Here is a 26,449-nt window from a genome sequence, read left to right on the forward strand (position 1 = left end):
CGGCGCCGGTTCCGCCCGGTCCTGCTAGAATCTGAATACGCCGGTCTCGACGAATTCCGGCAGCGGCGGCACGGTGGCGTCGAACACCGGGCGATTCGACACGATCCCGCCGAACTTCGTGCCGACCGTCGCCCGACCGATGTCTGGACCGACGCCTGGACCGACGCTTGGGCCGCCACCCGTGAGGACGCCGACCATCCGCCCGGATTCGGCGCACTGGGCCGCGACTGCGTCGGGGAAATCGGGAATCGCGCCGTCGAACAGGATGACGTCGTAGGGCGCCTGTTTCGGATACCCTTCGCTCGAAGGGCCTTCGACGACCAGCGCATTGTCAATACCGAGGTCGATCAGCGTCTCCGCGGCGCGCCCGGCCAGCGCCGCATCCGATTCGACGCCGATCACCGTTTCGCACAGGCGCGACAGGACGGCGACGGCATAGCCCGTGCCGCAGCCCACCACCAGGGCGATCTCGCCGGCTTCCGGCGCCGCCGTCTGGATAAGCCTGGCGAGAACCATCGGCTCCATCAGATGGCGCCCGGCGCCGAGCGCAAGGTCCTCGTCGACATAGGCCAGCGGTCGCCGCCCGGCCGGCACGAACTGCTCGCGCGGCAGGGCGCCCATCGCGCCGATCAACGCCGGATCGGTGACCTTGTTGGGGCGAATCTGGCTTTCCACCATGTTCGCCCGTGCTGCTGCGAAGTCGGTCATTCGGCCCCGAGCTCGAAAATCGGACAGGTTCCGGCGCCTTTCGGGGCGCACCGTCCAAATCTGCGGGCCCCAATTCTGCAGGCCCCAATTCTGCAGGCCGAGTCTACAGGCTGCGTCATGCCGGTGACAACGGACTATTCCGGGCACCGTCCGGGCGGTTCGCCCAAGACGGCTGGCAGGCGCCAAGCGGGGCGCCGGCCGTTCGCTTGACCGGCCTCCGGCCGCCCCCTATATGTCGCCGCCCGACGGGCGCAACGCTTGGGCATTGCGCCTGCGCCGTCCGGACGGCCGCGCGGCAGGCAGGCCCGGTGGCAGAGTGGTGATGCAGAGGACTGCAAATCCTTTCACGTCGGTTCGATTCCGGCCCGGGCCTCCATCCGGCCGCGGCTGCGGCGGCCGTCACGCTTGACCTTTGACGCCCATGACCTAGAAATTCCGGGACGGGCAATCCGGCAACGGGAAGCCCCGGTTGCGCCGCCGGTGCCGCAGGCGGTGCAGCACAACCGGTCCGGAGTAGCTCAGCGGTAGAGCAGGTGGCTGTTAACCACCCTGTCGGGGGTTCGAATCCCTCCTCCGGAGCCAATTTGAGAGGCCGGTCTCTTCGGGGGCCGGCCTTTTTGTCGGGAAATCGACAGCATAGCGCGCTCATCCCGTATCTATGCCGCGGCTGCGGTCTGAGCGGCACCGCGCCCCGGCACGTCCGAATACGGGTCCATGTCTTCCGCGATGCGCGTCACCAGGACGAATATCTCCTCGACCGCACCGGTGATCCGGATCACGGCCGTCGAGTCGGAACTGCGCATCGGCGCGACCGCTTCGAGATATTTCGCCCGGGTCCGGCGCATCAGCGCGCTCCGGTCGCCGAGGAGCCGGGCGGCAAGGTCCCAGTCCACCCTGTCGCCGTCCTTCATCGCGTGCGCCAGCGCCAGGAATACGCTGTCGACTCCCTCGCAGACGCTCATCCGGAATTCTTCGAGGTCGGCCCGGCCGGCAAGCCCGGCCAGCGCCGTACACATCTCCGCCACGGCATCTTCCAGCCAGTAGAGCAGCATCTGCCGGCTCAGCAACGCGTTGCGGTCCTCGACGCCCTGCAGGGGGTGAAGAACCGGCAGACCGGACAGAAACCCGTCGATTTCGAACAGGACGACCCGGGACGCCTCCCGATAGGGTTCGACCCTCTCGTCCTTCCGCACCAGATCGAAATAACCCGATAACATGCCGAAAGCCCGGCGCTGTTCCAGATCGGCGAGCATCAGCGATGTCTCGACGTCGACCGTCGCGCGGTCATGGATAAACCGGGTGCGTGACAGCGTATCGATCTGCGAGGTCGGCCACAATCGTTCGAGAATCCGGGCCGAAACCCCCAGCGTCGGAAGCAGGATCGCCATGGGAAGCACGGCCGCGATCACGATGACGAGCGCAAGCTGCTGCGGCAGATCCAGATCGGTCGCGAGAATCAAGGCCTTGGTCGACGGAATGCCGAGATGGATCTCGGCGTAGAGCAGCGGGACCAGCACCACGCAGAGCAGCGCGTTGTTGGCGACATGATACATGGCGATCTGGCGCGAGCGGCCGGTCAGCCCGGCCGACAGCACATACATGATTGCGCCCGATCCGAAAAAGCTGCCGTACATGATCATGAGCGCCTGATCGACGCTGACGACGTGAACCGCCGCCAGACCAATGGCGAAGACCGAGACCGCGCCCGACGACTGCACAACGAAGGTCAGGGCCGCCGAGACCAGAAAGGCGAGGACCAGGGAATCGCCGGTCCCCGTCATCATGTCCCGGAACCACGGCGCTTCGGCGAGCGGCGCCGCGGCCTCCTTGAGCAGGACCAGCCCCAGGACCAGCATCGCCCCGCCGAACAACGACGCCGAGACCGGCCGGAAACTCGACAGCCGTTCGCTGACCGCCGCAGCGCCGGCCAGACCGAGGACGAAGAGCGCTCCCGTCCTGATATCGAAGGTGACGATCATAACCAGGAAGGCAATGCCGATCGCGCCGCCGAGGACGATGGCGAGCGCGCCCCGCGTGGCGATCAGGCCCGACCGCATGAAACTCACGACGATGAAGGTCAGCGCAGTCATGTTCTGGGTGATGCTGCCGGCGAGCGCCCCCCAGGCCAGTGCCGTAAACCGGTTTGCCGTCCAGCGTTGCGCCATCCGGCGGAGACGCCGGCTCGCAAGCTTCTTCAGATTCTCGGTGAGCAGCCACATGCCGAAGAAAAACAGGCCGAGTCCGCCGACGACGCCTCCGATCAGTTCGGTCATTGACCACCCTGGCTGTTTGCTGCGCCGCCGGCCCGAAAGGATCCGATGCGGCAGCACAGGCGCAAATACCGTTCCAACATGAAGATTATTTTACAAAGGCCGGATGCGCTCGGCAGCCGCCGCAGCCTGATTGATAAATCGGTTCATTTTTGTCAAGACCCGCCGCAACCGAAGACCGGCCGCCGCCGTACCGCGATCAGCCGCTATCGGCCTTTTCCGGATACAGCCCTTCGAGGCCGCCCCGGTTCGCGGCGCAGACGCCGCGTTCGGTGACCAGCGCCGTCACCAGGCGCCGCGGCGTGACGTCGAAGGCGTGGTTGGCCGCGCTGCTGCCCTCCGGCGTGATGCGAAAAGCGCCGACCGTGCCGTCCTCGGCGACGCCGCGCAGGGTCGTCACCTCGTCGGCGGCGCGTTCCTCGATCGGGATGTCGCGGCCGTCGTCGAGCGACCAGTCGATCGTCGGGCCGGGCAGCGCGACGTAGAAGGGCACGCCGTTGTCGCGCGCCGCCAGCGCCTTGAGATAGGTGCCGATCTTGTTGCAGACGTCGCCGCCCGCCGTCGTCCGGTCGGTGCCGACGATGCAGAGGTCGACCTCGCCGCGCTGCATCAGGTGGCCGCCGGCATTGTCGACGATCACGGTGTGCGGGACGCCGTGGCTGCGCAGCTCCCAGGCGGTAAGCGCGGCGCCCTGGTTGCGCGGCCGGGTCTCGTCGACCCAGACATGGACCGGCAGGCCGGCGTCGCTGGCCTGGAAGACCGGCGACAGTGCGGTGCCCCAGTCGACGGTCGCCAGCCAGCCGGCGTTGCAATGGGTCAGCACGTTGAGCCGCCCCTTCCCGCCTTTCCCCGTCCCACCTTTCTCCTTCCAGTGTTTCTCGAACAGGCCGAGCGCGTGCGCGCCGATGGCCCGGTTCATCGCCACGTCTTCCTCGCAGATCGCGGCGGCGCGGGCATAGGCGGCCTGGACCCGCTCGTCGGGCGGCCGGCCGCGCAGCTGGCCGCGCATGTCGTCGAGCGCCCAGCGCAGGTTGACCGCGGTCGGCCGGGTTGCCAGCAGGCGGTCGCAGGCGGCGTCGAGGGCGGCGTCGGTGGGGTCGTCGCGCAGCGCGAGGCACAGGCCGTAGGCCGCCGTGGCGCCGATCAGCGGCGCGCCGCGCACCCGCATCGCCGCGATGGCCTCGGCGGCGTCCTCCAGCGTGTGCAGGGGCCGGGCCGCGAACTCGAAGGGCAGCAGCGTCTGGTCGATGATCGTCACCGTGCCGCCGGCATCGAGCCAGATCGAGCGGTAGGGCGTGCCGTCAACGCGCATGGCGGGGGTTTTCGGGCATGAGGGGCGTCTCGCAGACCTGGGCTGTCGTTCCCGGCGGACCGATATCGGAGAACTATAGCCAAATTCAGGAATTGACGCAGGACCGTAGGGGAGGGTTTCAAACCCTCCCCTACAAAAGCTCGCCGCCGCACCGGTCTTGACCCCAGGCGATCTCTCCGGCTGTCTACGGTCCGTTGCAGGGAAGCGGGAGACCATCGTGCAGCAGCTTCGTTTCGGCGACGTTACCGTGGACCGGATCGTCGAGGCCGAGGGGCTCGGTTTCCCGCCGGGATTCCTGCTGCCGGAGAGCGACTTCGACGCCATCCGGAGCTATCGCGCCTGGCTGGAGCCGCATTTCTTCGATCCCGAGAGCGGCCGCTTCATCCAGAGCGTGCATTGCTACGTCGTGCGCTCGCCGCGCCACACGGTGCTGATCGACACCTGCGTCGGCAACGGCAAGGACCGGCCCTCGACCCGGGCGTGGAACCGGATGGACACCGATTTCCTGCTCCGGCTGCGCGATCTCGGCGTCGCGCCGGCGGATGTCGACTACGTCCTGTGCACCCATCTGCATGTCGACCATGTCGGCTGGAACACGCGGCTGCTCGACGGCCGCTGGGTGCCGACCTTCCCGAACGCGCGCTACCTGTTCCACGAAACGGAGTTCGACCATTGGGAGAAGAACGGCGACTATGTCGTTGACGGACCGGGATCGAGCGATGGCTTCTACATGGACAGCGTATTGCCCGTGGTCGAGGCCGGACAGGCCGTCTTCGTCGCCGACGGCCACACGGTCGACGACTGGCTGACCGTCGAATCCTGGCCGGGCCATTCGCCGGGCCATGTCTGCCTGCGCCTGCGGGCCGGCGGGCGCGAGGCGGTGTTCGCCGGCGACCTGCTGCACCATCCCGTGCAATGCCGGCACCCGGACTGGAACAGCCGCTTCTGCTGGGACCCGGCCCTGTCCGCGGCCAGCCGTCGACGCTTCGTCGAACGCCATGCCGAAACCCCGGCCGTGATCCTCGCCGCCCATTTCGCCGCCCCGGTCGCCGGCCGCATCGCCGCCCCGGGCGGGCTGGCGCGGTTTGCGATGCTGTAGGGCGGCAGCGGTCAGGCGAGCGCTGTGGCGGCCGGCCGTCTTTGTAGGGGAGGGTTTGAAACCCTCCCCTACGGAATTCTGCACCCTTGACGCGCGCCGCCGGGACTCGCATCTCCGGCCGGACAAGCGATACGGCCCCGTAGCTCAGCTGGATAGAGCACCGGCCTTCTAAGCCGACGGTCGCAGGTTCGAATCCTGCCGGGGTCGCCAAATCCGGCTCGCCGACCGGCGCCCGCCCGGCCTGCGCATCGGATCGGGCTTATCAAACGCCGGCCGACGCCCTACCAATCGGTCCGTCGAACGTCGCCGGGAAGCCGCCATGGATCGCGCAACGGAAATCGAACTGCTGGAAGAGCTCGCCGGCCTGCGCGAGGCGCGCTCCTTCTATCTCGACGACGCGGTGACGGCGTGGCCGGTTGCCCGCTACACCTGCCCGGACCGGTTCGCCCGGGAAATGCAGGCGCTGTTCCACACGATGCCGGCGGTGGCGGCCCACAGCAGCGAACTGGCGGGGCCGGACGCCTTCCTGACCCGCGACCATGCCGGCCTGCCCCTGCTCCTGACCCGCGACCGGGCCGGGGCCGTCCATGCCTTCCTCAACGTCTGCCGCCATCGCGGCACGCGGCTGGTCGGGGCGGCGAAAGGCTGCCGGCGCCGCTTCACCTGCCCCTACCACGCCTGGACCTACGACAACCGCGGCGCACTCACGGGCGTCACCCACGGCAAGGCCGGCTTTCCCGGCATCGACCGGGCCGAACTGGGCCTGCGGCGGCTCGGCTGCACGGAAGCCCACGGCTGGATCTGGATCGCGCCCGGCACCGGCGCCGCGCCGGATATCGACGGGTTTCTCGGCGGGCTGGCGGCGGATTTCGGCTGGCTCGGCGCGGACGGCCTGCGGATCGTTCACGAGGAGCGCCGGGAATGGGCGGCGAACTGGAAGATCCTGTACGAGGGCGGCCTCGAATCCTACCATTTCCGCATCGCCCACAAGGACACGATCGGCCCCTTCTTCCAGGACAATCTGTCGAGCTACCGCATGTTCGGCCGGCATATCCGCTCGATCCTGCCGCGCGCGCGCCTCGACGCCGAGATGGCGCTGCCGGAGGACAGCCGGTCGCTGCGGCGCGCGACCAACCTGGTTTATTCGATCTTTCCGTCCTCCCAACTGCTGGTCCAGGAAGACCATATCGTCTGGATTCAGTCCCTGCCGACCGCGCCGGACCGGACTCTGGTGCGCCTCGCCACGCTCGCGCCGGCGGACTTCGACCCTTCCGACCCGGAGGCGGACACCGAAGCGGCCCGTCAATCGAACCGTCACTGGCGCAAGAACCACGAGATCACCGCGCGCACCCTGTCGGAGGACTTCGCGATCGGCGAAAGCATCCAGAGCGGCCTCTCCTCCGGCGCCAACGCGGACCTGCATTTCGGCCGCTTCGAAGGCGCCCTAGACCGCTTCAACCGGATCGTGGAGGAGGAACTGGCGGCGGCCGGGCAGTCAATGTAACGGCATTCGTCGGGCGTTGCCGGCAGTGTCGGGCCTCATCGCTCCTCGTAGCGCGAAGCACTATGCGAAGCTGTGCGGGTCCCCCTATGGACTACCGGGACAACGACCATCCCCTGGAGAAGTCAGCATTGCGCACAGATCGGGGATTAAAGTAGAATGTCGATTGACATTTTTTGGCGGCGTTACGACAACTGATCTCCAGAAACACGAAATACACCCTTTATGTTCAATGGATTTCGAACGCAGATCTGGATGTGCGTCTTCTTGTTGAATCCCGCCCCTTCATAGACCGGATCACCTTCAACAAATACACCACGCACGGTATCTATACTTGAATCTCCAGCTTCTTTTCGGATGTCATGCAATTGCTCAAACACTGCACGGTCCAACGGTCGACGAAGTTTATCTTCATCTGACGAATTCTTCGGCAGCTCGACCTCCGCCGTTTCACATATTTTTACAAATACCTTATGAGCCTCTTCCACTTGGCGAACACCAGCTGAAGTCATTAAATCAAGACAAAGCCCTAGATCAACTACAGCACCAACAACAGCCGGTTCCGTAACATTCAATCCCCGACTACTGTTCATCAACTCACCGGCAAATTCCAAACCGCGAACCGGATTCGCTTCCCAGAAGTAAATGCCGTTCCCCAGCCAATCATAAACGTTTTTGCTTGTTTTAAACTCTTCTCCACTCAATAGGGCTTCGGCGACTGCTTTATCGCAACCGTGATACCCGAGAACAAATGCCGAAGATAAGCGGTGCAACAGTTAGCCGTATTTTTTAGAAAGACGCCCGGTTGGAGTGTGTGTTCCGAGTTTATGTAATTTGTTTCGAGCAATTTCTTTTGATTTGGTTACCTTAGTAACATGTGCACTTGCAGATTTAGCGAATTTATCTGCATCAACACCGGACAGAACAAAAGCGCCAGAGCGATGGGTGCTCCAATTTTTTCTGATCTTTTTGGACTTTTTCTCTGTCATTTCAACACCACGGACTCAATGCTACCCGTCTTCAAAGATGCAGAACATCTGCTCTCATGTCCCCTGCCGCGATCATTACGTCCATTGTAGCAGATCGTGCATCCCAACTCGATCCAGAACCAAGCCTGTTCCTTCAGCGGCCTACTGCCTTACCTTACAATTGCCACATCTTGTGATACTTTGTCTGCATTGGAAAACTCTATGGGATGACACTTCGGGGCTTCATGGAAAGTTCCTGTTCTCCCGCATCTTCGAATGCCAAACCACCCATTCCTACGCTCCATGAGCGTACAGCATGACGGTAGACATGCACAAGGCCTTCTGTCCCATAGAGCAACCGCCGGTTGAGTGTCATATCGGTGTGCAATATTGACCTCGCCAAGGATTGGAAGAGGCGGTCGCTTAGACCTCAGTCACCCCCCGGTGCCGATCCAGTCTCATTCCTACTGCACCTTCACTTTGGCTTCGATCGCCTCCAGCAACAAATCGAGCGCCGCGCGGGCGAAGGCGCGCATGTTCTCCGGCCGGTCGTTATGGCCGGTCTGGATCGTGCGCGCGATGTCCGCCGGGCCGCTCACCGCGAGGCAGGTCGTGCCCGCCGCCGGGCCGTAGGGGCTGTCCGCCGGCCCGGCCGCACCGGATTCGGCGAGACCGAAGGTTGCGCCGAGCTGCCTGCGAATCTGCGCCGCCGCGATCAGGGCGTAGGCTTCGGTCGCGCCGCGCACCCGGACCTCCGCATCGGCCAGTTGCAGCAGTTCGCGGCGCGCGTCGCGGGTATAGATGACGCCGCCGCCCCGGAAATACGCCGAAGCGCCCGGCACCGCGAGCAGGGCCGCCGACACCAGCCCGCCCGACGACGATTCCGAAACCGCGACCGTCCAGCCGTTTTCCTTCAGGATGGCGGCGCAGTCCCGCGCCGGCGCCAGCAGCGATTCCATGACTTCGTCCCCCCTCCGATCCGCAAACCGGATTGCTGTAGCGGACCGTCCCCGAGGCCGCAAGACGGCCCTGAGCGGTTGCGGTCCGGGGTGACGGTCGCGATCCGCCCGATCCCAACAGAATTCATCGGGGGTCGCCCGCGATCAGCTTCGCCTCCAGCAGGTCGCGGACGTAACCGGGGATCGGCGCGGCCTTGCGCTCGATCTTGTCGAAGAGCACCTCGACCAGGTCGGCGGTGGCGTGGACGATACCGCTGTGGGTGTCGCGCATCCGCTCGCGGTAGGTGAAGCTTTTCGCGCCGACCCGGACGATGGCGCTCTCGACGACCCAGAGCTGGCCGGCCCGCATTTCCTGCAGGAAATCGATCTTGAGCGACGCCACGACGCCGATCAGGCCCAGCTTCTCCTCCAGCTCGAGAATCGGGACGCCGATCGCCGACCAGATATGGAAGCTCGCATCGTCGAACGCCTCGGCGTAGAAGCGCACGTTCATGTGGCCGAAATGGTCGCATTTCCAGGGCACCACCACCCCGCGGCCGGTCTCGTGCCAGCCGTCCTCTGTCGTACCGGTCACAGCCTTCTCCCGCCTTTGCCGATGCGCGGTGATAGAGCAGGAGCCGGGTTCCGGATAAGGGGCAAATTGGTCTCCACCCCGAAGGAGAATTGCGTTCGGGCCTCGGAAAATCGCTGTGCAGCTTGAATCCCCCTCCCCTTGGGGGAGGGGCCAGGGGAGGGGTTGTCGGGCAGCGCGCCGATGCCGGGTTCAAGGTCTGCGGCAACGTCAGCGGACCCCTCCCCCTAACCCCCTCTCCCAAGGGGAGGGGGGATGTTGTCGTACAGCCGGTGCCGTCATTTCTCCGTTCGTTGAAGCGGATCGAAGACACGAGCATCGCGACGAAGCCGGTTGACGCCGCGGGAGCGGCGCGTTTCTTTCGCCCCGGAACCCGATTGCGGACAGCGAAACGCGAGGCGATGGCGGAAACGGCGGGACCGCTGCTGGAAGACGATGCCGGCACCCGCTTCGCATCGGCCGGGCCGGAGGCGCGGATCGCCTGCTTCGTGCCGTCGATCACCGAACTGCTGGTCGATCTCGGCCTCAAGGACCGGCTGGTCGCGCGCACCCGCTTCTGCATCCATCCGGCCGAGGCGGTGGCGCGCATTCCCGCGATCGGCGGCACCAAGAAAGTCAATCTGCGCAAGCTGGAGGCGCTGGCGCCGACCCACGCTGTTCTGAATATCGACGAAAACACCGTCGAGATGGCCGAGGCGATGCGCGGCTTCGTGCCGAACGTCGTCGTCACCCATCCCCTGGTTCCCGAGGACAATCTGCGGCTCTACGCCCTGATGGGCGGCCTGTTCGGCAAGGCGGACGAGGCGTCGGCCCTGGCCCGGCGGTTCGAGGCCGCGCGCGCCGCCCTGCCGCCGGCCGGTCCCGCCGCGCACCGGGACGTGCTCTATTTCATCTGGAAGGACCCGTGGATGACGGTGTCGCGCGACACCTACATCTCGGCGATGCTCGGCCTGATCGGCTGGCGGACGACCCATCACGATCCGGACGTCCGCTATCCGACGGTGGACCTGACGCCGGAGACAGTGGCGGCGACCGACCTGTTCCTGTTCCCGACCGAGCCTTACGAGTTCACCCGCGCGGAGGTCGACGCCTTCCTGCGCGACCACGATTGCCCGCCGGAGAAGGCGCTCATGGTCGACGGCGAATATTGCAGCTGGTACGGCAGCCGCGCCATCGCCGGCCTGCGCTATCTGAAGGACTTGGCAGACAGCGTGCGGCGGCGGGACTGAAAGACGCCCCGATTCCTTTCCCTTCGATCGTCATATCGACCGGAGCCGCCCGTCAGGGCGGCGCAGCGGAGATATCTTTCCCGCGCGGAACGGAGACCGAAGCTCTTCAGCGGAAAGATTTCTCCACTCCGCCCCGGATTAAATCCGGGGCTTCGGTCGAAATGACGTATTGGGACGGGCGCGATACCTCACTGGCGATTCGGCCGGCCGCACACTATGTTGAAGCCGTCGCCCCACCCGGCAAACGACCCGGCGGAACGCCACCCAGCGGAGCAGGACCATGCCCGGACTCGCCGCCTTCAACCTGATGCAGTGGATCGCCGACCATGACGAGGTGCTCAGGCCGCCGGTCGGCAACGCCCAGATCTGGCAGGACGCCAACTTTATCGTCACCATCGTCGCCGGGCCGAACGAGCGCACGGATTTCCACGACGACCCGCTGGAGGAGTTCTTCTACCAGATCAAGGGCGACATGACCCTGCGCATCATCGAGGACGGGCGCATCAAGGACGTGCCGATCCGCGAGGGCGACGTGCTGCTGCTGCCGCCCCACACCCGCCATTCGCCGCAGCGGCCGGAGCCCGGCTCCTACGGCCTAGTGATCGAGGCGCAGCGGCCGGAGGGCCATCTCGACGCCTTCGAATGGTATTGCGACAACTGCGGCCACCGCATCCACCGCGACGAGTTCCAGCTCAGCAGCATCGTCGACGACCTGCCGCCGGTGTTCCGCAACTACTACGCCAGCGAGGAATTGCGCACCTGCAGCAACTGCGGCTGGCTCGACCCCGGCCGCCGCCCGCCCCCGCCGGCGGAGGGATTGCCGCGGATTGTGATGGGGTGAGGGATCATTTTCGACTAAATCCATTCTGCCAGTCAATTTTTTTGAAATGCGTTGTCCAGAAAACCTGTTCGCCATTTTTTGTAATTTCTATCACTAAATTCAGTATGTTCTAGGAAATAGAGGCACTGAATCAATTGCAATACCAAATTGCTTGGCTAAATTCCAAGAAAAATCTATACCTTGCGTAGCAAAATAAAATGCCAATATAATTGGCAGCACAATCAAAACAAATGAAACAAATTGATTAAGAAAAACCCGGCGTCGCATTTTTGAGTTTAGTAACGAATATTTTTTGTTGATCTTACCCATACGCTTATCATGAGATGCCGCAATTGTAGTCAATTTGTCGAACCTCTTGCCAAATGGCGCTTTGGTGAAAGCGAACAACAACCCCAATGTTAAGAAAGCACCGATAATTGAATAAACAATAAAATCTACAAGAAAGTAAATCATGGGACGTTTATTTGGGGCCTTCTCTATTCTCCATCCATGAATTCTTCCTACTATTCGCAAAGTTGATTCCGAAGGAAGAATGCTATTTCCTGTTGTAAATGCCAAATAAAATCGACATTCGAAGCCTTGGTTTGGATCGATAATATCAAATTCAAAATATAATTTATTATCTCTAATGTAGCATCTATATTCTTGTTCATCCGGGTTTGTAGAAAATGAAACCGAAGGATCTAACAATGTTACGCCCTTTTCTAGCTTAACATGGATGGGGGATCGAATATCTGAACCAAGTAACGGCTCAGTACCAATGTTCTTTAATGAAATGGCCTTTCTGTCAATGTACCACACATTATCGATACCTTTAACCAAAAGTTTTACCGAGATATCGTTAGTTTTTAGTCCAACATAACCCAATGGTGTATCTGACTGTTCAATTGCTAAGATGCGCACTTCCGGTTCCCAAGTGCTAATAGCAAACAAAAAACCTAGGACGCCAAAAATGTAACCAATTATGCTGCGTAATTTTTTGAACATTGTTTAGGACTACGCCAATTTGTGTTCAATATTGAGCCGCATGCGAAATGATTCATCGCGCCAAAACTAAGATAGCTTTACATTATACGACATTTTCATATTTTGAACAACTACTTTGTTCTAATTTTAACTTGAAGATGATTGGTGATTGCGCAGTTCATGCTGCGTGAGGTTATGGAGGCGGATTTTGCGTAAGGTATGGCCCAAGCGCTTGCCATCCAAATTATATGAAAGCATGTTATGCACATGCCCACAATGATCCAAATCCGCAACGCCCGGACTCGCTACACCGCACACTCGAGGCGCGGGCGGCGCTGGCCGGCATGTCGCTTTCCGACTACCTGCTCGCCGAAATTCGCAAAGTCGCGGAGTACCCGACCGTTGAGGAACTGCGCGAACGCATCGCGAGCCGCGAGTGCGTGAACCTTACCGTTTCGCCCGCCGAGATCATCCGGCAGATGCGCGATTCGGAGTAGCCGCCGGAAACCGCACCGTTCGGCGTATAGTCGGCAATAATCGCCGCGCCCGTCCCGGTCTGTGGCGCCGCTATTCCTGCCGCGAGGTCTTGCCATGCCGCCTGCCAGAACGGGGTATTCCGCAACGCAGATCGCGCTGCACTGGGTCATTGCGGTGCTGGTGGTCGCGCAGGTCGTGCTGCACGAGGGGATGCATGCGGCCTACCGGGAAGCCCGGGGCGGGCCGGCGGCCACCGAGGCCGAGAGCCTGATGGCCGATCTGCACGTCGCCGGCGGCATCGCAGTCTTCCTGCTCGCCCTCTTGCGCGTCGCGCTCCGGCTGCGGCGCGGCGCCCCCTCTCCGCCCGCCGAGGAGCGCGCGATCCTGCGCTTCGCCGCTAGAGCGGTCCACTTCGCGTTCTACGCGATCATCCTGCTGATGCCGCTCACCGGCGCGCTGGCCTGGTTCGGCGGCGTCGAGGCGTCGGCCGCGGTGCACCGGGCCGGCATGCTGGCGATCTTCATCCTGCTGCTGCTGCACGTCGCCGGTGCGCTCTACCACCACTTCGTGCTCAAGACCGACGTTATGCGCCGCATCCTGCGGCCGGAGAAGGGCGGCTGAAATGTTCCGGGACCATGCTGCTGACCATGCTGTGCGGGCACTCCCGCCGGTGGCGCAGCCGGACGGATGGAAACCCTCAAGGGCCGACCAACCAACGCGATCCCAAAATATGAACATGCCGCCCCGGATTAAATCCGGGGCCCAGAGCCGACCCGAAAGGCTTCAGCCTGTTGCCCCTGGACCCCGGATTTCCGCTTCGCTCCATCCGGGGCGACAAAGAGGGGTCGAAAAAGGTCTCGGAATATCGAGGCTGCTGAACGCTCACTCCGCCGCGCGGCGCGGCTGGGCGGCGGTATCCATCCGCTTCAACTCCGGCAGCACCTCGGCGGCGAACAGGCGCAGCATGTCGAGGGTCCGCTCCGGGCCGTAATAGGGCGGATAGTGCAGCATCAGCGAGGTCGCGCCGACGTCGCGGAACGCCTCGATCCGGCGCAGCACCGTGTCGGGCGCGCCGTGCAGGATGGTGTCCTTCACCAGGCGCTCGTAGGCGAACTCGCTTTCGTCCGTCTTCTCCGCGACGTCGCCGAGGTAGCGCCCGACCTCACCGCTCATGAACGACTTCATGTGGTGCGTGATGCCGGCCTCGCTTTCCTCGCGCGCCCGGGCGTCGGTCGCCGCGACATAGGTCATGCGCACCACGTCGACCTCGCCGAACGCAGGGTTGGCGTCGAGCGGCGCCGGCGCCTCCGCCATATGCTCGCGGTAAAGCGCGATATGCTCGCCGATGGTGGCGGCCGAGGGCAGCAGGGACTGCATCAGCCCGAAGCCGTTGCGCGCCGCCGTGCGGATCGAGCCGTCGGTGCCGGCAGCCATGAAGAAGGGCGGGTGCGGCTGCTGGACCGGCTGGGGAAAGACCTCGTATGTCTCGTCCATCGCGAAGCGGAAATACCGGCCGTCGCTGTTCACCCGCTTCTTGTGGAAGCCGTCGAGGATCAGCGGGATCGCCTCGGCCTGGATGGCGCGCCGTTCCTCGTAGCTGATGCCGAGCCCCTCGAACTCGTAGGGGCGGTAGCCGGAACCCATGCCGAGCTGGAAGCGCCCGCCGCTCAGGATATCGACGAAGGCGGCATTCTCCACGATGCGCAGGGGATGGTGCAGCGGCACGACCATGACCGCCGCGCCGAGCCGGATCCGCGTCGTCTTCGCCGCCAGGTAGGACAGGAAGCTGAACGGGTCCGGCAGGATGCCGTATTTGTTGGAAAAGTGGTGCTCGGCAATCCACACGGCATCGAAGCCCAGCTCCTCGGCTTCGAGGATCTCGCGCGTGACCCGCTCGTGAATGCCCCGGTGCGGATAGGGTTCGGACTTCGGGTCCGGGTGCGAGGTGAAGAGAATGCCGACCTTCATGGCAGACGCGCCTTTCGTGATGCGACCAGTTCGGGCGACCGGTCCGGGCGGCCGGCCCGGCAGGATCGATATACCGACCTGCCGACCGGCGTCAAATCGGCACGACAATGACGGGTGGGGAAGCGGGCGAACGACGATAGGGCCGCCACGCGCGGCGGCGGGCGGCGCATGACAAACCAGGGCGTTTCGTGACATCCTGACCGCCATCCCCGGCACGCCGGCGGGCGGGTCCCGCCGCACACCGAAAGGACCGGCCATGACCTACAGTTTCGAAGCGTTCTGCGCCGACAACCGGCGCGCCTACGGTGCCGACGGCGTCGCCGACCTCGAAAACATCCGGCTGAACCTCGAGCGGCTGATCCGGGAAAATCCGGGCTTCGTCGCGCGGGAATGCAATCCGGGCGACGAATACGGCTATCGCGCGCTCTACACCGACCCGGAAAAGGGCTTCATCGTCTATTCCCACAAGAGCTACGGCGGCCGGACCTCGCCGCCGCACGACCACGGCGCCTCCTGGGCGATCTACGGCCAGGCCTGGAACGCCACCGACATGACGGAATACCGCCGCCTCGACGATGGCTCGCGGGACGGCCACGCCAGGATCAAGCGCACGCGGGCCTACCGGCTCGAACCGGGCCAGGTCGGCAAGTTCGGCCCGCACGACATCCACCAGATCCATTTCGAGGACGATGCCGGCTTCATCCGGGTCACCGGCGCCGACCTGTTCCAGGTCGATACGCTGACCTACGAACCGGAGACGGACAGCGTGACGGTGATCGGCGCCGGCTCGGCCGCCGGTGGGGAGCAGCCGCCGGACTCAGCGTAAGGAGCGTCGCGGAGGACGCTCCGGGGCGACAGGGCGGTTGATGCAGCGCCGAAGGCGAATCGCGCCATTCCAGGACGCACCCCGGTATTCGCCGCGCTCCGGACTCGACTCTGCGGCGGGCTTCGGTGAAACTGCACATGACGACACGATAACAGCAGGGCAGGACACGCAGCGCATGGCGATCGGGAGGGCGAAGCGGGCATGGGGACGCTGATCGATATCGAACAGGCGCGCGCGTCCCGGCGTGCGGCCGGCCACAGGGCTCCGGCATCCGGGACGCGCCATCCACCCTCCGCCCCCGTAAGGCCTCCGCCCGCATCCCGCCACACCTTCTTCAGCCGGTCCGAGCTCTGCAAGCTGCTCTCGCTCTACAGCCGGCGCGTCGTTAACGGCGAATGGCGCGACTACGCCATCGACCACGACGCCACGCAGGCGACCGTCTCCTTCTACCGCTGCGCCGCCGAACATCCGGAATACGCCATAACCAAGACGGCGGGCCACAAGGACCGGCCGGGCCTGTTCGTGCTCAAGGCCGGGCCGCAGGAGATCACGCAGTCCCCGTCGCTCGAAGAGGTGATCGGCGCGGTCGAGCGGCAGCCGCGCCTGGTCTGGTCGTCGGCCGGCTGACCGGCGCGCGCCCCCTGCCCCGACCTGCGGAGGCCCCTGACATGACCGACGCCTGGATCATTGGCGCCAGTTCGACCCGCTTCGAGCGCGCACCCGAAAAAAGCTATCGCGATCTCGCCCGCGAAGCCTATTGCGGCGCGCTTGCCGACGCCGGCATGGAGACCGGCGACGCCATCGAATTCGGCTGGTTCTCCAACTGCGGCCTGTGGGTCGACGGCCAGGCCTCGATCCGCGGCCAGATCCTGTTCACGCCGCTGGTGCGCGAGGGCCTGTTCCCGGAACGCGTGCCGATGGTCAACGTCGAGGGCGGCTGCGCCTCGGCCCAGATGGCGCTGCACGGCGCATGGAAGGATATCCTCTCCGGCGAGTGCGACGTCAGCCTCGCCATCGGCGTCGAGAAGCTGTTCAACCCGCAGGCGCCGGAAGACACGATGGCGGTCTACCGGGCCGCGATCGACCAGCTGACGCCGGAGGAATGGCGGAATTACTACGCCGAGGCCGGCGAGGAGGCCGGCAAGCCGTTCGAGGAAGGGCCGGACCGCACGGTGTTCATGGACACCTACGCCATGCAGGCCTGCTATCACATGAAGGCCCACGGCACGACGCAGCGCCAGATCGCGGCCGGCGCGGCCAAGAACCACCGCAACGGCGCGCAGAACGAGAAGGCGCAATACAGCTTCGAGCTTTCGGTCGAGGACGTGCTGAACGACCGGCCGGTGAGCTGGCCGCTGACCCGGGCCATGTGCTCGCCGGTCGGCGACGGCGCTGCGGCGGTGCTGGTCTGTTCGGAGGATTTCCTGCGCGGCCAGCCGGCTGGGGTGCAGGACCGCGCCATCCGCATCCGGGCCTGCGAACTGGCCGGCGGCAAATACCGGCGGCTCGACGAACCCGGCCTGTCCCATGTTGCGGCGCAGAAGGCCTACGCCCGGGCCGGCGTCGGCCCGCAGGACATCGACGTCGCCGAGGTCCACGACGCGACCGCCTTCTGCGAGATCTACCAGGCCGAGATGATGGGCTTCGCCGAGTTCGGCCGGGGCGGCGAACTGGTCGAGAGCGGCGAAACCGCGATCGGCGGGCGCATCCCGATCAACACCTCTGGCGGGCTGGTCTCGAAGGGCCATCCGGTCGGCGCGACCGGCCTGTCGATGATCTACGAACTCGCCCGGCAATTGCGCGGCGAGGCCGGCGCCCGCCAGGTCGCGGGCGCGCAACTCGCCCTGTCGGAAAACGGCGGCGGCGTCATCGGCTTCGACGAAGCCGCCTGCGCCGTGACGATTCTGGAGCGGGCGGGGTAAATTTCTCCGCAGTTTCGCGGTAGGTCAGCGCCCCAATCCGATTTCACGGCCGTCATTTCGACCAGAGCGGCGCAGCCGCGGAGTGGAGAAATCCTTTCGCTGCGGAACAATGACACCGGTACAGCGCGGAAAAGATATCTCCGCTCCGCGAACCTCCGGTTCGCTTCGGTCGATATGACGGGAAGTGGGGGAGAAATCCGGCCTGACCCCCACTCCGTATCCGCTCCAACGCGGCCGCGCCTGGCAGGCTAGCGGTCCCGCTTCGGATCGGTCTCCGCCAAAGCATATCCGCTCCCGGCGGCCCGTCTCATCCAGTAGTCGCCCAGGGCTGGGGTCTTCGGCACCCCCCATCCGTTGCGGAGAAACCGGCCGGCCCAGTACATGGCGGGCGGGAAACCCTTTTTCGCGGCGCGTTCGATGTAGCGAAAGGCTTTCCCCAGATCCTTCCCGACCCCGATGCCTCGGATATACCGGAACGCCAATTTGAACGCCGCCCAGGCAAGACCGCGGTCTGCGGCCCGCTCCAGCAGCGCGACGCTCGGTTCCGCCCGCTTGTCGATCATGGCAGCGAAGCTGTATTCGCGGCCCAGTTCGAATTGGGCGAGGAGATGCCCGTTCGCCGCCATTCTTCTCACGTCTTCGACGCCGGCCATCAGGCAGGCGTTCAGGTTCGGATGCAGATCGCACCGGGTTCCGGTCTTTCCGGCGGCGAAGCTGCGGATGTGCCGCGGCCGCACCGCGAAGAGCATATTGGCGTTGGCGTAGAATGCCATGCCCGCAACGCGCCCCTCGCCGGTCACGAGGGCGCCGCCGCTCAGGCCTTTCAGTTCCGATGTGCCGGTCGGAACCAGAAAGAAGAAATCGTTGGCATAGGCGACGCCCCGTGCCGGCTTCATCCACGCGAACGCGCGTCCCCGATAGCCGAGAATGTTCAACCGCTCGTCGGGGGCCGGCAGATCCCCGTCCGCGAAGTCGAGGTAGCCGCCGGCGCCTTTCTCCGTTTCCAGGAGGGCCAGGTCGTGGGCGAGGTCCACGGCGAGCACCCTTTTCACCCGGAGCGCCCACCTCTTTTCGCCGTGGGCCTGGACGAATTCGATATGGTCTTCGATATGGCCGGGGGCGCCGTCCGGTTCGACGAAACCGAGCAGGAGGTGAAAGGCGGTGAGCATCCGATTCGGTCCGATCGCGAATGCCGTTCCCTGATCGAATGTGCCTGTTTTTCCGGCCTTCGGGGACAGGGCGTCATGCACCTTCCACACGGCGCGGTGGGCGTTCTCGAGCCGCAAGGCCCCGGCATAAGCGTGCGGTGAGGCCGCGGCGAGACAGATCGAACAAGTTGCGAAGAACGCGAGGACCGGCCTCATGGTTCATTCGCTCCGCACCCGGTCCACCGCGGCGCGCCAGCCGGCGCGGAGCGTGCGGCGGCAGTCTGCGGCCATCGACGGCGTGAAAATACGGTCGGCGCGCCAGGCGGCGGCGACCGCCTCTTCGAGCGAGCCGTAGAGGCCGGCGCCGACGCCTGCGAGCAGGGCGGCGCCGAGCGCCGTGGTTTCGGTCACCGCCGGGCGCTCAACCGGGGCGCCGGCGATGTCGGCGATGAACTGCATCAGCCAGTCGTTGGCCGCCATGCCGCCGTCGACGCGTAGACGTCCCGCCCCCGATCCCGAACCATTGCCGCCTTCGGGGCTTCCCGTGGCTTCCAGCAGGTCGGCGGTCTGGTAGCCGCAGGCCTCCAGCGCCGCTCGGACAAGGTGGGCGGCGCCGGTATCCCGCGTCAGGCCGAACAGGCCGCCGCGCGCGCCGGCGTCCCACCAGGGCGCGCCGAGGCCGGTGAAGGCCGGCACCAGATAGACGCCGCCATTGTTCGCCAGGCCGGCGGCCAGGGCCTCGCTCGCCGCGCTGTCAGCGATGACGCCCAGCCCGTCGCGCAGCCACTGAACGGCGGTGCCGGCGTTGAAGATGGCGCCCTCGACGGCATAGACGGTCTCGCCGCCGAGCCGCCAGGCGACGGTCGCCAGGATGCCTTCGCCGGGTTCGGGCCGGTCGCGGCCGGCGTTGACCAGAATGAAGCAGCCGGTGCCGTAGGTGCTCTTGGCCATGCCCGGCGTCAGGCATCCCTGCCCGACCAGCGCCGCCTGCTGATCGCCGGCAATGCCGGTCACGGGAATGGCCGCGCCGAATATCTCCGGGCCGGCCGTGCCGAACGCGCCGGCGCTGTCCCGCACCTCCGGCAGCACCGCGTCCGGCACACCGAATTCGCGGCACAGGGCGCCGTCCCAGCCCTGCGCCTCGATGTCGAACAGCATGGTGCGCGAGGCGTTGGTCGCGTCGGTCGCGTGGACCGCGCCGCCGGTCAGGCGCCAGAGCAGGAAACTGTCGACCGTGCCGAAGGCGAGTTCCCCGTTGCGCGCCGCCGCGCCGGCGCCGTCGACATGGCCGAGCAGCCATTCCAGCTTGGTCGCCGAGAAATAGGAATCGGGCACCAGCCCGGTCGTCTTGCGGATCGCGGGCGCCGCGCCCGCCCCTACCAGCGCCCGGCAGCGCTCCGCGCCGCGCCGGTCCTGCCAGACGATGGCGTTATGGATCGCCCGGCCGGTCCCACGGTCCCAGACGACCGTTGTCTCGCGCTGGTTGACGATGCCGATGGCGGCGACGGCGAAGCCCTTGCCCTGCGCTTCGGCTACCGCCTGCCGCGCGGTTTCCAGCACCGTGCGCCAGATGTCCTCCGGGTCCTGCTCGACCCAGCCGTCGCGCGGGAAATGCTGGGGCAGCGGCTGCTGCGCACTGGCGACGATGCCGCCGGCGAGGTCGAAGGCGATGGCCCGGCTGCTCGTCGTGCCCTGGTCGATCGCCAGGATCGCGGCGCCGGCGGGCTCGGCGGGCATGTCAGGCGGCAAGTATGTCCCGCACCGACGGCCAGTTCTGCCCGCCGAAGGTGTTCAGGTCGCTGCGCAGATGGTCCGGGATCCACCGGTCGATCGCCTCGGCGTAGCTCGGCCGGGCCTGGATCCGGGAGAACCAGTCGGTCAGACGCGGCCGGCTTTCGGTCCACATCGCCTGCATCTGCAGCATGTCGAGCCGGGCGAGATAGGGCGTCATGCCGGCGTCGGCGAGGGTATAGGCGTCGCCGGCCAGCCACGGGCCGCCGACGAGATCGGCCTCCATCTTCGCGAGATAGCGGTCGTAGAGATGCACGATGCGGCTGGCGTCGGGCGCATCGAAGCCCTGCTCGATATAGCCGCGCTTGCGGACGTTCCAGTCCGACGTCACCGAATCGGCCGGCGTGCTTTGCAGGAATTCCTCCAGCTTCTCGGGCCCGAGGCGCATCAGCGTATGGCGATGCGAAGCCATGAAGGTGAGCGGGCCGCAGGCGCGGTGCACCTCCTCGTCAACCGCCTTGGTCCAGCAGCGCATCTTCGCGCGCTGCACCGGATCGGCCGGGATCAGCGGCGGGTCGGGAAAGACCTCGTCGAGATATTCGCAGATCACGGTGGATTCGACGATGACCGTGCCGTCATGGACCAGAGTCGGCACCACGGCCTTGGGGTTGAGCTTGCGGTATTCCGGCGCGAACTGGTCGCCCTTGAGGATGTCCAGATAATGACCGGTCCACTCGAGCCCCTTTTCGGTCAGTGCCAGCCGCACCTTTGCGGCGCAGACCGACGATCCGTGGTGATACAGCTCCAGCATCGTTTCCCTGCCTAGCCTGTCGTTCCCGCTATGCGCCGACCCGCCTTCGGGCCCGGCGCGGCACTTCTGTACCAAAGACTCGCCGGATTGCAGAGGATTTCCGCGCCGCGCCGCGATCCGCCGAATTCCGGACCCGCCGCGGGCCCTCAGTCGCCCAGCGTGAACACGTCGACCTCGCCGGCGCGGCCCTTGACGCGATGGCGGCCGGCCGGCTTCGGCGCGAACTCCGGCCCCAGCCCGGCCGCGGTCTCGCCGCTGATCAGGATCGCGGTCTCGCTGCCTTCGGGACAGAGCGTCTTGCCGAGCTGCTCGAGGCGCTGGCCGACATTCACCGCATCGCCGATGATCGTGTAGTTGATGCGGCCGGGCGAGCCGATGTTGCCGACCGTGGCGCTGCCCGAATGGATGCCGATGCGGATGCCCAGCGGCGCCTCGCTCGCGGCCCGGCGCTGGACATTCTCCGCCCGGATGCCGTCGGCGATCGCCAATGCCGCCCGGCAGGCCCTCTCGGCGGCGTCGGGCTGCGCGTCCGGCGCGCCCCAGAAGGCCATCACGGAATCGCCGATGAACTTGTCAACCGTGCCGTCCTCGGCCTCGATGCAACCGGCGACGATCTCGAAATGGCGGTTGACGAGGGCAGCAACCTCGGGCGCCGAAAGGTCTTCCGACACCGAGGAAAAGCCCGCGATGTCGGTAAACATGACGGTGATCTCGCGCGCCGAGGAAATCGTGTCGTCCATCTCGCCGCGCTTCACGAGCCGCTCGACCACCTTCCGGGGAATGTAGAGCTCGAACCAGCGCAGGGCGCGCAGCATGGCGTTGAAGGATTTGGCCTGCTGGTCGAGTTCGCGGAACACGCTGCCCGGCAGGTCGCCGATCTCGCCGATGTTCAGATCGCGGACCTGCCCGGCCGCCGCGGAGAAACGCACGATGGGCCGGGCGATGCGCCGGCCGAGGATCACGGCGGCGACGATGGCCAGCAGCAGGGCGGCGACACCGATAGCGATCGAGACCGTCATCCGCCGCCACACAGTCGAGACATCGTCGATGTGGAAATAGGTGCCCACGATCAGCGGTTTCGGCCCGAAACCGTGCAGGCGGCGGAAGACGAAGATATATTCCTGATCGCCGATCCGGATCCTGTGGCCGTTCGTATCCTGCGCAAGCGGGGTGACGAGATCGAAGCGGCCTTCCTGCTGCCACATCGCCGCCAGAACGGGATCGCGGAAGTCCGTCAGACGGGGCAGAGGGTTCGCCACCGAGCCGCCCGGATAGCCGCGCGCCATCAGCGGATGGGCCAGAACGCGGTCGCGGCCGTACAGGATGAACCGGGTGCCCGGATCGGCCTTGCCGATCCTGCGGACGAAGGCCGACAGTTCCCGGATCGAGACGATCGCGACCACGGCCCCGATCGGCCTGCCGTCGCGGCGGACGGGATGGACGAGGTTGAAGAAGGTTTTCTTGTGCTCATCGCGCCAGAGTGGCGCGACCCATTGCGGGTCCCCGGCCAACATCGGGCGGTGTCGGCGGATCTGCGGGTCGCGCGACAGGTCGGCCTCGTGAACTTCGATATTTTCGCCTTCGCGCCGCGCGGCGGTCAACGCGACCAGCCGCTCGTCAAAAAAGGACACGGCCTCGATCTGCCGGACGCCGGCGAGGGCGCCGGTGAGCAGGCGGCCGAACGCCGCGCCGTCCTTCGGGTCGATCTCGCCCTTTTCGATTCGCCGCGCGATGAACCGCGCCTGGTCCTCGGCCGGGCGCAGGTGCTGTTCGAGGCGGGCCACCGCGTTGGCGATGCCCTGGTTGGCGTTCTGGCCCATCAGGGCGAACGTGTTCTTCCCCGCCAGCCAGACGCCGACGCCGAGCACGCTGCCGACCGAGACCAGGACGAGCAGGGAGATCGCCGTCGCGAGCGTGATCGTGATGGAGAAGCGCCCGTTCCAGCGCGCCGACGGGGGCGGTTCCGGGCTGTCGGATTTGAGCGGCATGGCGGGTGTCAGCGTTCCGTCCGAAGCGAGAGGCCGGGCGCTGCCCGGGCGCCCCCGGTCATTCTAGCCCCGGTCATTCTACCGTTGAACGCCGGACGCGCGCGAGACCGGCGATGCTTCGGAAAATCCCCAGGGCAAAACGAACGGGCGCCACCGAACCTGACCGGAATTGCGCGATGGTGACCCCAACGGGATTCGAACCCGTGTTTTCACCTTGAAAGGGTGACGTCCTGACCTGACTAGACGATGGGGTCGCGGTTTCGCGCGCCTCACCTATGGGCGAAGGCCGCGAAAATCAAGCGGGGCCGCGGGGCGGCGCCCGCCTCGCGACATTTTGTTGAAATCGGCGGCTGCCGTTTCCGGGCTAAACCGGGCCGCGACCGAACAGCCGCCGCCGCCGAAGGACCGCCCGCGCCATGAAGACCCGCATCACCGAAATGCTCGGCATCGAGCACCCGATCATCCAGGGCGGCATGCACTATGTCGGCTTCGCCGAACTGGCGGCGGCGGTCTCCAACGCCGGCGGCTTCGGCATCATCACCGGCCTCACCCAGGAAACGCCGGAAGACCTGGCGAAGGAAATCGTCCGCTGCCGCGGCATGACCGACAAGCCCTTCGGCGTCAATCTGACGATCCTGCCCTCGTTTCGCGACACGCCCTACGACGAATATATGGCGGCGATTATCGAAGGCGGCATCAAGGTGGTCGAGACCGCCGGGCGCAACCCGCAGCCGTTCCTGCCGCAGCTCAAGGAAAACGGCATCAAGGTCATCCACAAATGCACCTCGGTGCGCCATTCGCTCAAGGCGGAGGCGATCGGCTGCGACGCGGTTTCGGTCGACGGCTTCGAGTGCGGCGGCCATCCGGGCGAGGACGATATCCCGAACATGATCCTGCTGCCGCGGGCGGCCGACGAGCTGACCATCCCGTTCGTCGCGTCCGGCGGCATGGCGGATGCGCGCAGCCTCGTCGCCTCGCTGGCGATGGGCGCGGACGGCATGAACATGGGCACCCGCTTCATCGCGACCAAAGAGGCGCCGGTCCACGATAGGGTGAAGCAGGCGATCGTCGCCGCGACGGAGCTGGACACAAGGCTGGTGATGCGGCCGCTGCGCAACACCGAGCGGGTGCTGACCAACGCGGCGGTGGAACGACTTCTGGAAAAGGAGCGGACCCTCGGCGACAGCATCCGGATCGACGACATCATGGACGAGGTGATGGGCGTCTATCCCAGGGTGATGCTCAAGGGCGACATGGATGCCGGCGCCTGGAGCTGCGGCCTGGTCGCCGGATTGATCCACGACATCCCGACCTGCAAGGAACTGATCGACGGCATCATGGCCGAGGCCGAATTCCTGGTCCGCCGGCGGCTGGAAGGCATGCTGGCCGCCTGAACCAAGGCGTGCGGCGGCAACCTGACCCACCCCGTCTTGATTCACATCAATGCGGCGCGCGCCCGCTTCAGCAACGATTCCCGCCTGAATGCCGAAACCGGGGCGTGCGTCCGGACCGCCCGGCGGACGGGCGCACGCCCAACCGGAGTATTGCCCGGAGCATTGCCATGTCGCAGGCCGCCCTCGATATCCTGAAACGGGAACACCGCGCGATCAGTGCGGTGCTGTTCTGCCTGAAGCACACGGTCGGCGAGGCGCGCAGGGGCGCGATCGTGCCGCCCTTCGCCATGATCCACGCCGTCCTGGATTACCTGACTTCCTTCCCGAACCGGTTCCATCATCCCAAGGAGGATACCTACCTGTTTCCTGCGGTCCTGGCGCGCGCGCCGGATCTCGATCCGGTGATTTCCGAATTGCTGGCCCAGCACGAGGAAGGCGAGGAACGGGTCAGCGACCTGAAGGACCGGGCCGCCGAACTGCAGACCCTGTGGAACGGACGCTGGCAGGGCGACGGCGCGGCCAAATTCGAGGCGTTCGCCGACGCCGTGGACAGTTACGTCGATTTCGAACGGGCGCACGGCCGCAAGGAAGGCGTCGAGGTCATGCCGCGGGCGCAGGAGGTGCTGACCGAAGAAGACTGGGCCCCGATCGAGGCCGCTTTCAGCGCCAACGACGACCCGATCTTCGGCGAGGAGCCGCGCAGCCGCTTCGACAACCTCTATAGCCAGATCGTCGCCCTCGCCCCCGCCCCGATGGGCTATGCCGAACGTGAGAAGCCGGAGAAGGCGCTGCCGAAGCCGGACTCGCCGCTCGAACAGGGCGCCCGCCAGAAGCTCCTGACCCTGAACTGGATTTGATGGGCGAAACTCGCCTCTCGTTGACGATTATGGGGCGAATTTCGGGTTCGGCGACTGACGCGCAGTCCAATATGGATTATAACCAAGGACGACCGTCAGGAGCGCACGTCATGGCCATGAAGAACCCGGTGCATCCCGGCGCCATCGTGCGCGAAGATTGCCTGAAGCCCCTCGGCCTGTCGGTCACGGAAGGGGCGAAGCGGCTCGGCGTCGGGCGCCAGACGCTCTCCAATCTGGTCAACGAAAAGGCAGCCGTATCGATCGAGATGGCCTACCGGCTGTCGAAGGCCTTCGGCTCGACGCCCGAGACCTGGCTCGGCATGCAACTGGCGTTCGATCTGTCCCGCTCCCGCGATCTGGAACGCAAGATCAAGATCGAACGAATTGCAGCAGCGTAGAACGCCGACGGATTGCGGCGAGCGGCGCATCGGAAAGCTGGTGCCCGCTGCGAGACTTGAACTCGCACTCGCTTTCGCGAAAGGGATTTTAAGTCCCTCGTGTCTACCGATTCCACCAAGCGGGCCCGTGCCGCAGCCGGTTGCGGCGAAGGATAGGTAAGTCCTTTGTCCGGCGTTGCGCAACCGGCGCCGGGCCGGTAAGCCTCGGACGCACCCTGCCCGCCGCCCGCGAACGAACCGACCTGGCTCGAATGGCCGATCCGCAAGACCCCTCCCCCGACGCGCTCCCCTGGTGGCGGCGGAAGGAGCCGGTCCAGCGCATCGGCTATGTCCTGTCGGCGGTCTGGATGGCCGGGATCGTGATCGCGACGAACGGCGATACCGGGCATGTCCTGTTCGATTTCATCTTCACCGTGCCGCTCGCCGGCTGGATCATCGGCCTCGTCGTCGCCGCGCTGCTGCGGCGCGCGGAGAGAAACCGCAAACGGTAGACCGCGCGCCTTCG

Annotated in this window: 26 protein-coding genes and 5 tRNA genes; 16 read left to right on the plus strand and 15 right to left on the minus strand. The window is 65.5% G+C overall.

The genetic code is table 11. The features are described 5' to 3' along the window. Positions 1–24: 24 nt before the first annotated feature. Entirely contained in the window at positions 25–708 is a 684-nt protein-coding gene (locus OXM58_15825; protein MDE0149838.1) for a protein-L-isoaspartate O-methyltransferase, read from the minus strand. 302 nt (positions 709–1,010) lie between these two features. Here OXM58_15825 and OXM58_15830 point away from each other — a divergent pair. Then, positions 1,011–1,084 (plus strand) — tRNA-Cys (locus OXM58_15830). A gap of 131 nt (positions 1,085–1,215) precedes the next feature. Further along, positions 1,216–1,290, plus strand: a tRNA-Asn gene (locus OXM58_15835). A gap of 74 nt (positions 1,291–1,364) precedes the next feature. On the opposite strand, the gene OXM58_15840 is transcribed toward OXM58_15835, so the two are convergent. After that, positions 1,365–2,981, minus strand: coding sequence for a Na/Pi symporter (locus OXM58_15840; protein ID MDE0149839.1), 1,617 nt, complete (start codon positions 2,979–2,981; stop codon positions 1,365–1,367). A gap of 196 nt (positions 2,982–3,177) precedes the next feature. Beyond that, the gene (gene mtnA / locus OXM58_15845) at positions 3,178–4,290 is read right to left on the minus strand and encodes an S-methyl-5-thioribose-1-phosphate isomerase (GenBank protein ID MDE0149840.1); all 1,113 of its coding nucleotides are present in this window, start codon (positions 4,288–4,290) and stop codon (positions 3,178–3,180) included. A 217-nt stretch (positions 4,291–4,507) separates the two neighbouring features. Here mtnA and OXM58_15850 point away from each other — a divergent pair, with 217 nt between their 5' ends. The 3 genes from OXM58_15850 to OXM58_15860 all read left to right on the plus strand — a co-directional run bounded on the left by OXM58_15850 (position 4,508) and on the right by OXM58_15860 (position 6,893). Beyond that, the gene (locus OXM58_15850) at positions 4,508–5,389 is read left to right on the plus strand and encodes an MBL fold metallo-hydrolase (protein MDE0149841.1); all 882 of its coding nucleotides are present in this window, start codon (positions 4,508–4,510) and stop codon (positions 5,387–5,389) included. 133 nt (positions 5,390–5,522) lie between these two features. After that, positions 5,523–5,599, plus strand: a tRNA-Arg gene (locus OXM58_15855). A 109-nt stretch (positions 5,600–5,708) separates the two neighbouring features. Then, positions 5,709–6,893: a Rieske 2Fe-2S domain-containing protein gene (locus OXM58_15860; GenBank protein ID MDE0149842.1), complete on the plus strand. Its 1,185-nt coding sequence runs from the start codon at positions 5,709–5,711 to the stop codon at positions 6,891–6,893. Between the two features lie 182 nt (positions 6,894–7,075). On the opposite strand, the gene OXM58_15865 is transcribed toward OXM58_15860, so the two are convergent. The 4 genes from OXM58_15865 to OXM58_15880 all read right to left on the minus strand — a co-directional run bounded on the left by OXM58_15865 (position 7,076) and on the right by OXM58_15880 (position 9,391). Next, positions 7,076–7,663: a hypothetical protein gene (locus OXM58_15865; GenBank protein ID MDE0149843.1), complete on the minus strand. Its 588-nt coding sequence runs from the start codon at positions 7,661–7,663 to the stop codon at positions 7,076–7,078. Between the two features lie 3 nt (positions 7,664–7,666). Continuing rightward, positions 7,667–7,879, minus strand: coding sequence for a hypothetical protein (locus OXM58_15870; GenBank protein MDE0149844.1), 213 nt, complete (start codon positions 7,877–7,879; stop codon positions 7,667–7,669). Positions 7,880–8,322: 443 nt separating this feature from the next. Further along, on the minus strand, positions 8,323–8,817 hold the full coding sequence (locus tag OXM58_15875; protein MDE0149845.1) for a CinA family protein: 495 nt from the start codon (positions 8,815–8,817) through the stop codon (positions 8,323–8,325). Positions 8,818–8,941: 124 nt separating this feature from the next. Further along, complete coding sequence (locus tag OXM58_15880; protein ID MDE0149846.1) at positions 8,942–9,391, minus strand: thioesterase family protein; 450 nt, start codon at positions 9,389–9,391, stop codon at positions 8,942–8,944. A gap of 398 nt (positions 9,392–9,789) precedes the next feature. Here OXM58_15880 and OXM58_15885 point away from each other — a divergent pair, with 398 nt between their 5' ends. Both OXM58_15885 and OXM58_15890 read left to right on the plus strand, forming a co-directional pair. After that, positions 9,790–10,617 carry a helical backbone metal receptor gene (locus tag OXM58_15885; GenBank protein ID MDE0149847.1) on the plus strand — a complete coding sequence of 276 codons (828 nt, stop codon included), beginning with the start codon at positions 9,790–9,792 and terminating at the stop codon, positions 10,615–10,617. 280 nt (positions 10,618–10,897) lie between these two features. Continuing rightward, entirely contained in the window at positions 10,898–11,458 is a 561-nt protein-coding gene (locus OXM58_15890; GenBank protein ID MDE0149848.1) for a 3-hydroxyanthranilate 3,4-dioxygenase, read from the plus strand. Positions 11,459–11,557: 99 nt separating this feature from the next. On the opposite strand, the gene OXM58_15895 is transcribed toward OXM58_15890, so the two are convergent. Next, complete coding sequence (locus OXM58_15895) at positions 11,558–12,445, minus strand: hypothetical protein (protein ID MDE0149849.1); 888 nt, start codon at positions 12,443–12,445, stop codon at positions 11,558–11,560. Positions 12,446–12,768: 323 nt separating this feature from the next. On the opposite strand from OXM58_15895, the gene OXM58_15900 reads away from it, so the two are divergent. Together OXM58_15900 and OXM58_15905 are read left to right on the plus strand one after the other, a co-directional pair. Further along, positions 12,769–12,921, plus strand: coding sequence for a hypothetical protein (locus OXM58_15900; protein ID MDE0149850.1), 153 nt, complete (start codon positions 12,769–12,771; stop codon positions 12,919–12,921). A gap of 94 nt (positions 12,922–13,015) precedes the next feature. Then, positions 13,016–13,522: a cytochrome b/b6 domain-containing protein gene (locus OXM58_15905; GenBank protein ID MDE0149851.1), complete on the plus strand. Its 507-nt coding sequence runs from the start codon at positions 13,016–13,018 to the stop codon at positions 13,520–13,522. Positions 13,523–13,783: 261 nt separating this feature from the next. Here OXM58_15905 and OXM58_15910 read toward each other — a convergent pair whose 3' ends face one another. Next, complete coding sequence (locus tag OXM58_15910; GenBank protein ID MDE0149852.1) at positions 13,784–14,869, minus strand: LLM class flavin-dependent oxidoreductase; 1,086 nt, start codon at positions 14,867–14,869, stop codon at positions 13,784–13,786. Between the two features lie 256 nt (positions 14,870–15,125). Between OXM58_15910 and OXM58_15915 the strand changes: the two genes are divergently transcribed. The 3 genes from OXM58_15915 (at position 15,126) to OXM58_15925 (ending at position 17,617) form a co-directional block, all read left to right on the plus strand. Then, positions 15,126–15,695 (plus strand): hypothetical protein, encoded by a 570-nt coding sequence (locus tag OXM58_15915; GenBank protein MDE0149853.1) that lies wholly within the window; start codon positions 15,126–15,128, stop codon positions 15,693–15,695. A gap of 201 nt (positions 15,696–15,896) precedes the next feature. Beyond that, on the plus strand, positions 15,897–16,322 hold the full coding sequence (locus OXM58_15920) for a DUF2794 domain-containing protein (GenBank protein ID MDE0149854.1): 426 nt from the start codon (positions 15,897–15,899) through the stop codon (positions 16,320–16,322). Positions 16,323–16,363: 41 nt separating this feature from the next. After that, complete coding sequence (locus tag OXM58_15925) at positions 16,364–17,617, plus strand: thiolase family protein (protein ID MDE0149855.1); 1,254 nt, start codon at positions 16,364–16,366, stop codon at positions 17,615–17,617. Between the two features lie 248 nt (positions 17,618–17,865). Here OXM58_15925 and OXM58_15930 read toward each other — a convergent pair whose 3' ends face one another. The 5 genes from OXM58_15930 to OXM58_15950 all read right to left on the minus strand — a co-directional run bounded on the left by OXM58_15930 (position 17,866) and on the right by OXM58_15950 (position 23,549). Then, positions 17,866–18,981, minus strand: a complete 1,116-nt coding sequence (locus OXM58_15930; GenBank protein ID MDE0149856.1) for a bifunctional trypsin-like peptidase domain-containing/SEL1-like repeat protein — start codon at positions 18,979–18,981, stop codon at positions 17,866–17,868. 3 nt (positions 18,982–18,984) lie between these two features. Then, positions 18,985–20,502: a glycerol kinase GlpK gene (glpK, locus tag OXM58_15935; GenBank protein ID MDE0149857.1), complete on the minus strand. Its 1,518-nt coding sequence runs from the start codon at positions 20,500–20,502 to the stop codon at positions 18,985–18,987. Position 20,503: 1 nt separating this feature from the next. Continuing rightward, a complete protein-coding gene (locus OXM58_15940; protein ID MDE0149858.1) occupies positions 20,504–21,307 on the minus strand; it encodes a glutathione S-transferase family protein in 804 nt (267 codons plus the stop codon). 146 nt (positions 21,308–21,453) lie between these two features. After that, complete coding sequence (locus OXM58_15945) at positions 21,454–23,295, minus strand: adenylate/guanylate cyclase domain-containing protein (GenBank protein ID MDE0149859.1); 1,842 nt, start codon at positions 23,293–23,295, stop codon at positions 21,454–21,456. A gap of 177 nt (positions 23,296–23,472) precedes the next feature. Beyond that, a tRNA-Glu gene (locus OXM58_15950) sits at positions 23,473–23,549 on the minus strand. A gap of 162 nt (positions 23,550–23,711) precedes the next feature. Here OXM58_15950 and OXM58_15955 point away from each other — a divergent pair. From OXM58_15955 to OXM58_15965, 3 genes are all read left to right on the plus strand, one after another. Next, positions 23,712–24,689, plus strand: a complete 978-nt coding sequence (locus OXM58_15955; GenBank protein ID MDE0149860.1) for a nitronate monooxygenase family protein — start codon at positions 23,712–23,714, stop codon at positions 24,687–24,689. A 167-nt stretch (positions 24,690–24,856) separates the two neighbouring features. After that, positions 24,857–25,546, plus strand: a complete 690-nt coding sequence (locus OXM58_15960; protein MDE0149861.1) for a hemerythrin domain-containing protein — start codon at positions 24,857–24,859, stop codon at positions 25,544–25,546. A gap of 110 nt (positions 25,547–25,656) precedes the next feature. Continuing rightward, positions 25,657–25,944 (plus strand): HigA family addiction module antitoxin, encoded by a 288-nt coding sequence (locus tag OXM58_15965; protein MDE0149862.1) that lies wholly within the window; start codon positions 25,657–25,659, stop codon positions 25,942–25,944. A gap of 38 nt (positions 25,945–25,982) precedes the next feature. On the opposite strand, the gene OXM58_15970 is transcribed toward OXM58_15965, so the two are convergent. After that, a tRNA-Leu gene (locus OXM58_15970) sits at positions 25,983–26,069 on the minus strand. Between the two features lie 126 nt (positions 26,070–26,195). Between OXM58_15970 and OXM58_15975 the strand changes: the two genes are divergently transcribed. Beyond that, entirely contained in the window at positions 26,196–26,435 is a 240-nt protein-coding gene (locus OXM58_15975) for a hypothetical protein (protein ID MDE0149863.1), read from the plus strand. Positions 26,436–26,449: the final 14 nt, after the last annotated feature.

This window comes from Rhodospirillaceae bacterium, assembly GCA_028819475.1.
Lineage (GTDB): Bacteria > Pseudomonadota > Alphaproteobacteria > Bin65 > Bin65 > Bin65.

Bases quoted from the DNA above. Each gene is read 5' to 3' on its own strand.
- OXM58_15930 (MDE0149856.1), bottom strand. From the start codon at position 18,981: ATGAGGCCGGTCCTCGCGTTCTTCGCAACTTGTTCGATCTGTCTCGCC.
- OXM58_15925 (MDE0149855.1), top strand. From the start codon at position 16,364: ATGACCGACGCCTGGATCATTGGCGCCAGTTCGACCCGCTTCGAGCGC.
- OXM58_15960 (MDE0149861.1), top strand. From the start codon at position 24,857: ATGTCGCAGGCCGCCCTCGATATCCTGAAACGGGAACACCGCGCGATC.
- OXM58_15920 (MDE0149854.1), top strand. From the start codon at position 15,897: ATGGGGACGCTGATCGATATCGAACAGGCGCGCGCGTCCCGGCGTGCG.
- OXM58_15955 (MDE0149860.1), top strand. From the start codon at position 23,712: ATGAAGACCCGCATCACCGAAATGCTCGGCATCGAGCACCCGATCATC.
- OXM58_15890 (MDE0149848.1), top strand. From the start codon at position 10,898: ATGCCCGGACTCGCCGCCTTCAACCTGATGCAGTGGATCGCCGACCAT.
- OXM58_15975 (MDE0149863.1), top strand. From the start codon at position 26,196: ATGGCCGATCCGCAAGACCCCTCCCCCGACGCGCTCCCCTGGTGGCGG.
- OXM58_15825 (MDE0149838.1), bottom strand. From the start codon at position 708: ATGACCGACTTCGCAGCAGCACGGGCGAACATGGTGGAAAGCCAGATT.
- OXM58_15940 (MDE0149858.1), bottom strand. From the start codon at position 21,307: ATGCTGGAGCTGTATCACCACGGATCGTCGGTCTGCGCCGCAAAGGTG.
- glpK (MDE0149857.1), bottom strand. From the start codon at position 20,502: ATGCCCGCCGAGCCCGCCGGCGCCGCGATCCTGGCGATCGACCAGGGC.
- OXM58_15900 (MDE0149850.1), top strand. From the start codon at position 12,769: ATGTCGCTTTCCGACTACCTGCTCGCCGAAATTCGCAAAGTCGCGGAG.
- OXM58_15910 (MDE0149852.1), bottom strand. From the start codon at position 14,869: ATGAAGGTCGGCATTCTCTTCACCTCGCACCCGGACCCGAAGTCCGAA.
- OXM58_15885 (MDE0149847.1), top strand. From the start codon at position 9,790: ATGGCGGAAACGGCGGGACCGCTGCTGGAAGACGATGCCGGCACCCGC.
- OXM58_15905 (MDE0149851.1), top strand. From the start codon at position 13,016: ATGCCGCCTGCCAGAACGGGGTATTCCGCAACGCAGATCGCGCTGCAC.
- OXM58_15965 (MDE0149862.1), top strand. From the start codon at position 25,657: ATGGCCATGAAGAACCCGGTGCATCCCGGCGCCATCGTGCGCGAAGAT.
- OXM58_15870 (MDE0149844.1), bottom strand. From the start codon at position 7,879: ATGACAGAGAAAAAGTCCAAAAAGATCAGAAAAAATTGGAGCACCCAT.
- OXM58_15895 (MDE0149849.1), bottom strand. From the start codon at position 12,445: ATGTTCAAAAAATTACGCAGCATAATTGGTTACATTTTTGGCGTCCTA.
- mtnA (MDE0149840.1), bottom strand. From the start codon at position 4,290: ATGCGCGTTGACGGCACGCCCTACCGCTCGATCTGGCTCGATGCCGGC.
- OXM58_15875 (MDE0149845.1), bottom strand. From the start codon at position 8,817: ATGGAATCGCTGCTGGCGCCGGCGCGGGACTGCGCCGCCATCCTGAAG.
- OXM58_15915 (MDE0149853.1), top strand. From the start codon at position 15,126: ATGACCTACAGTTTCGAAGCGTTCTGCGCCGACAACCGGCGCGCCTAC.
- OXM58_15860 (MDE0149842.1), top strand. From the start codon at position 5,709: ATGGATCGCGCAACGGAAATCGAACTGCTGGAAGAGCTCGCCGGCCTG.
- OXM58_15945 (MDE0149859.1), bottom strand. From the start codon at position 23,295: ATGCCGCTCAAATCCGACAGCCCGGAACCGCCCCCGTCGGCGCGCTGG.
- OXM58_15840 (MDE0149839.1), bottom strand. From the start codon at position 2,981: ATGACCGAACTGATCGGAGGCGTCGTCGGCGGACTCGGCCTGTTTTTC.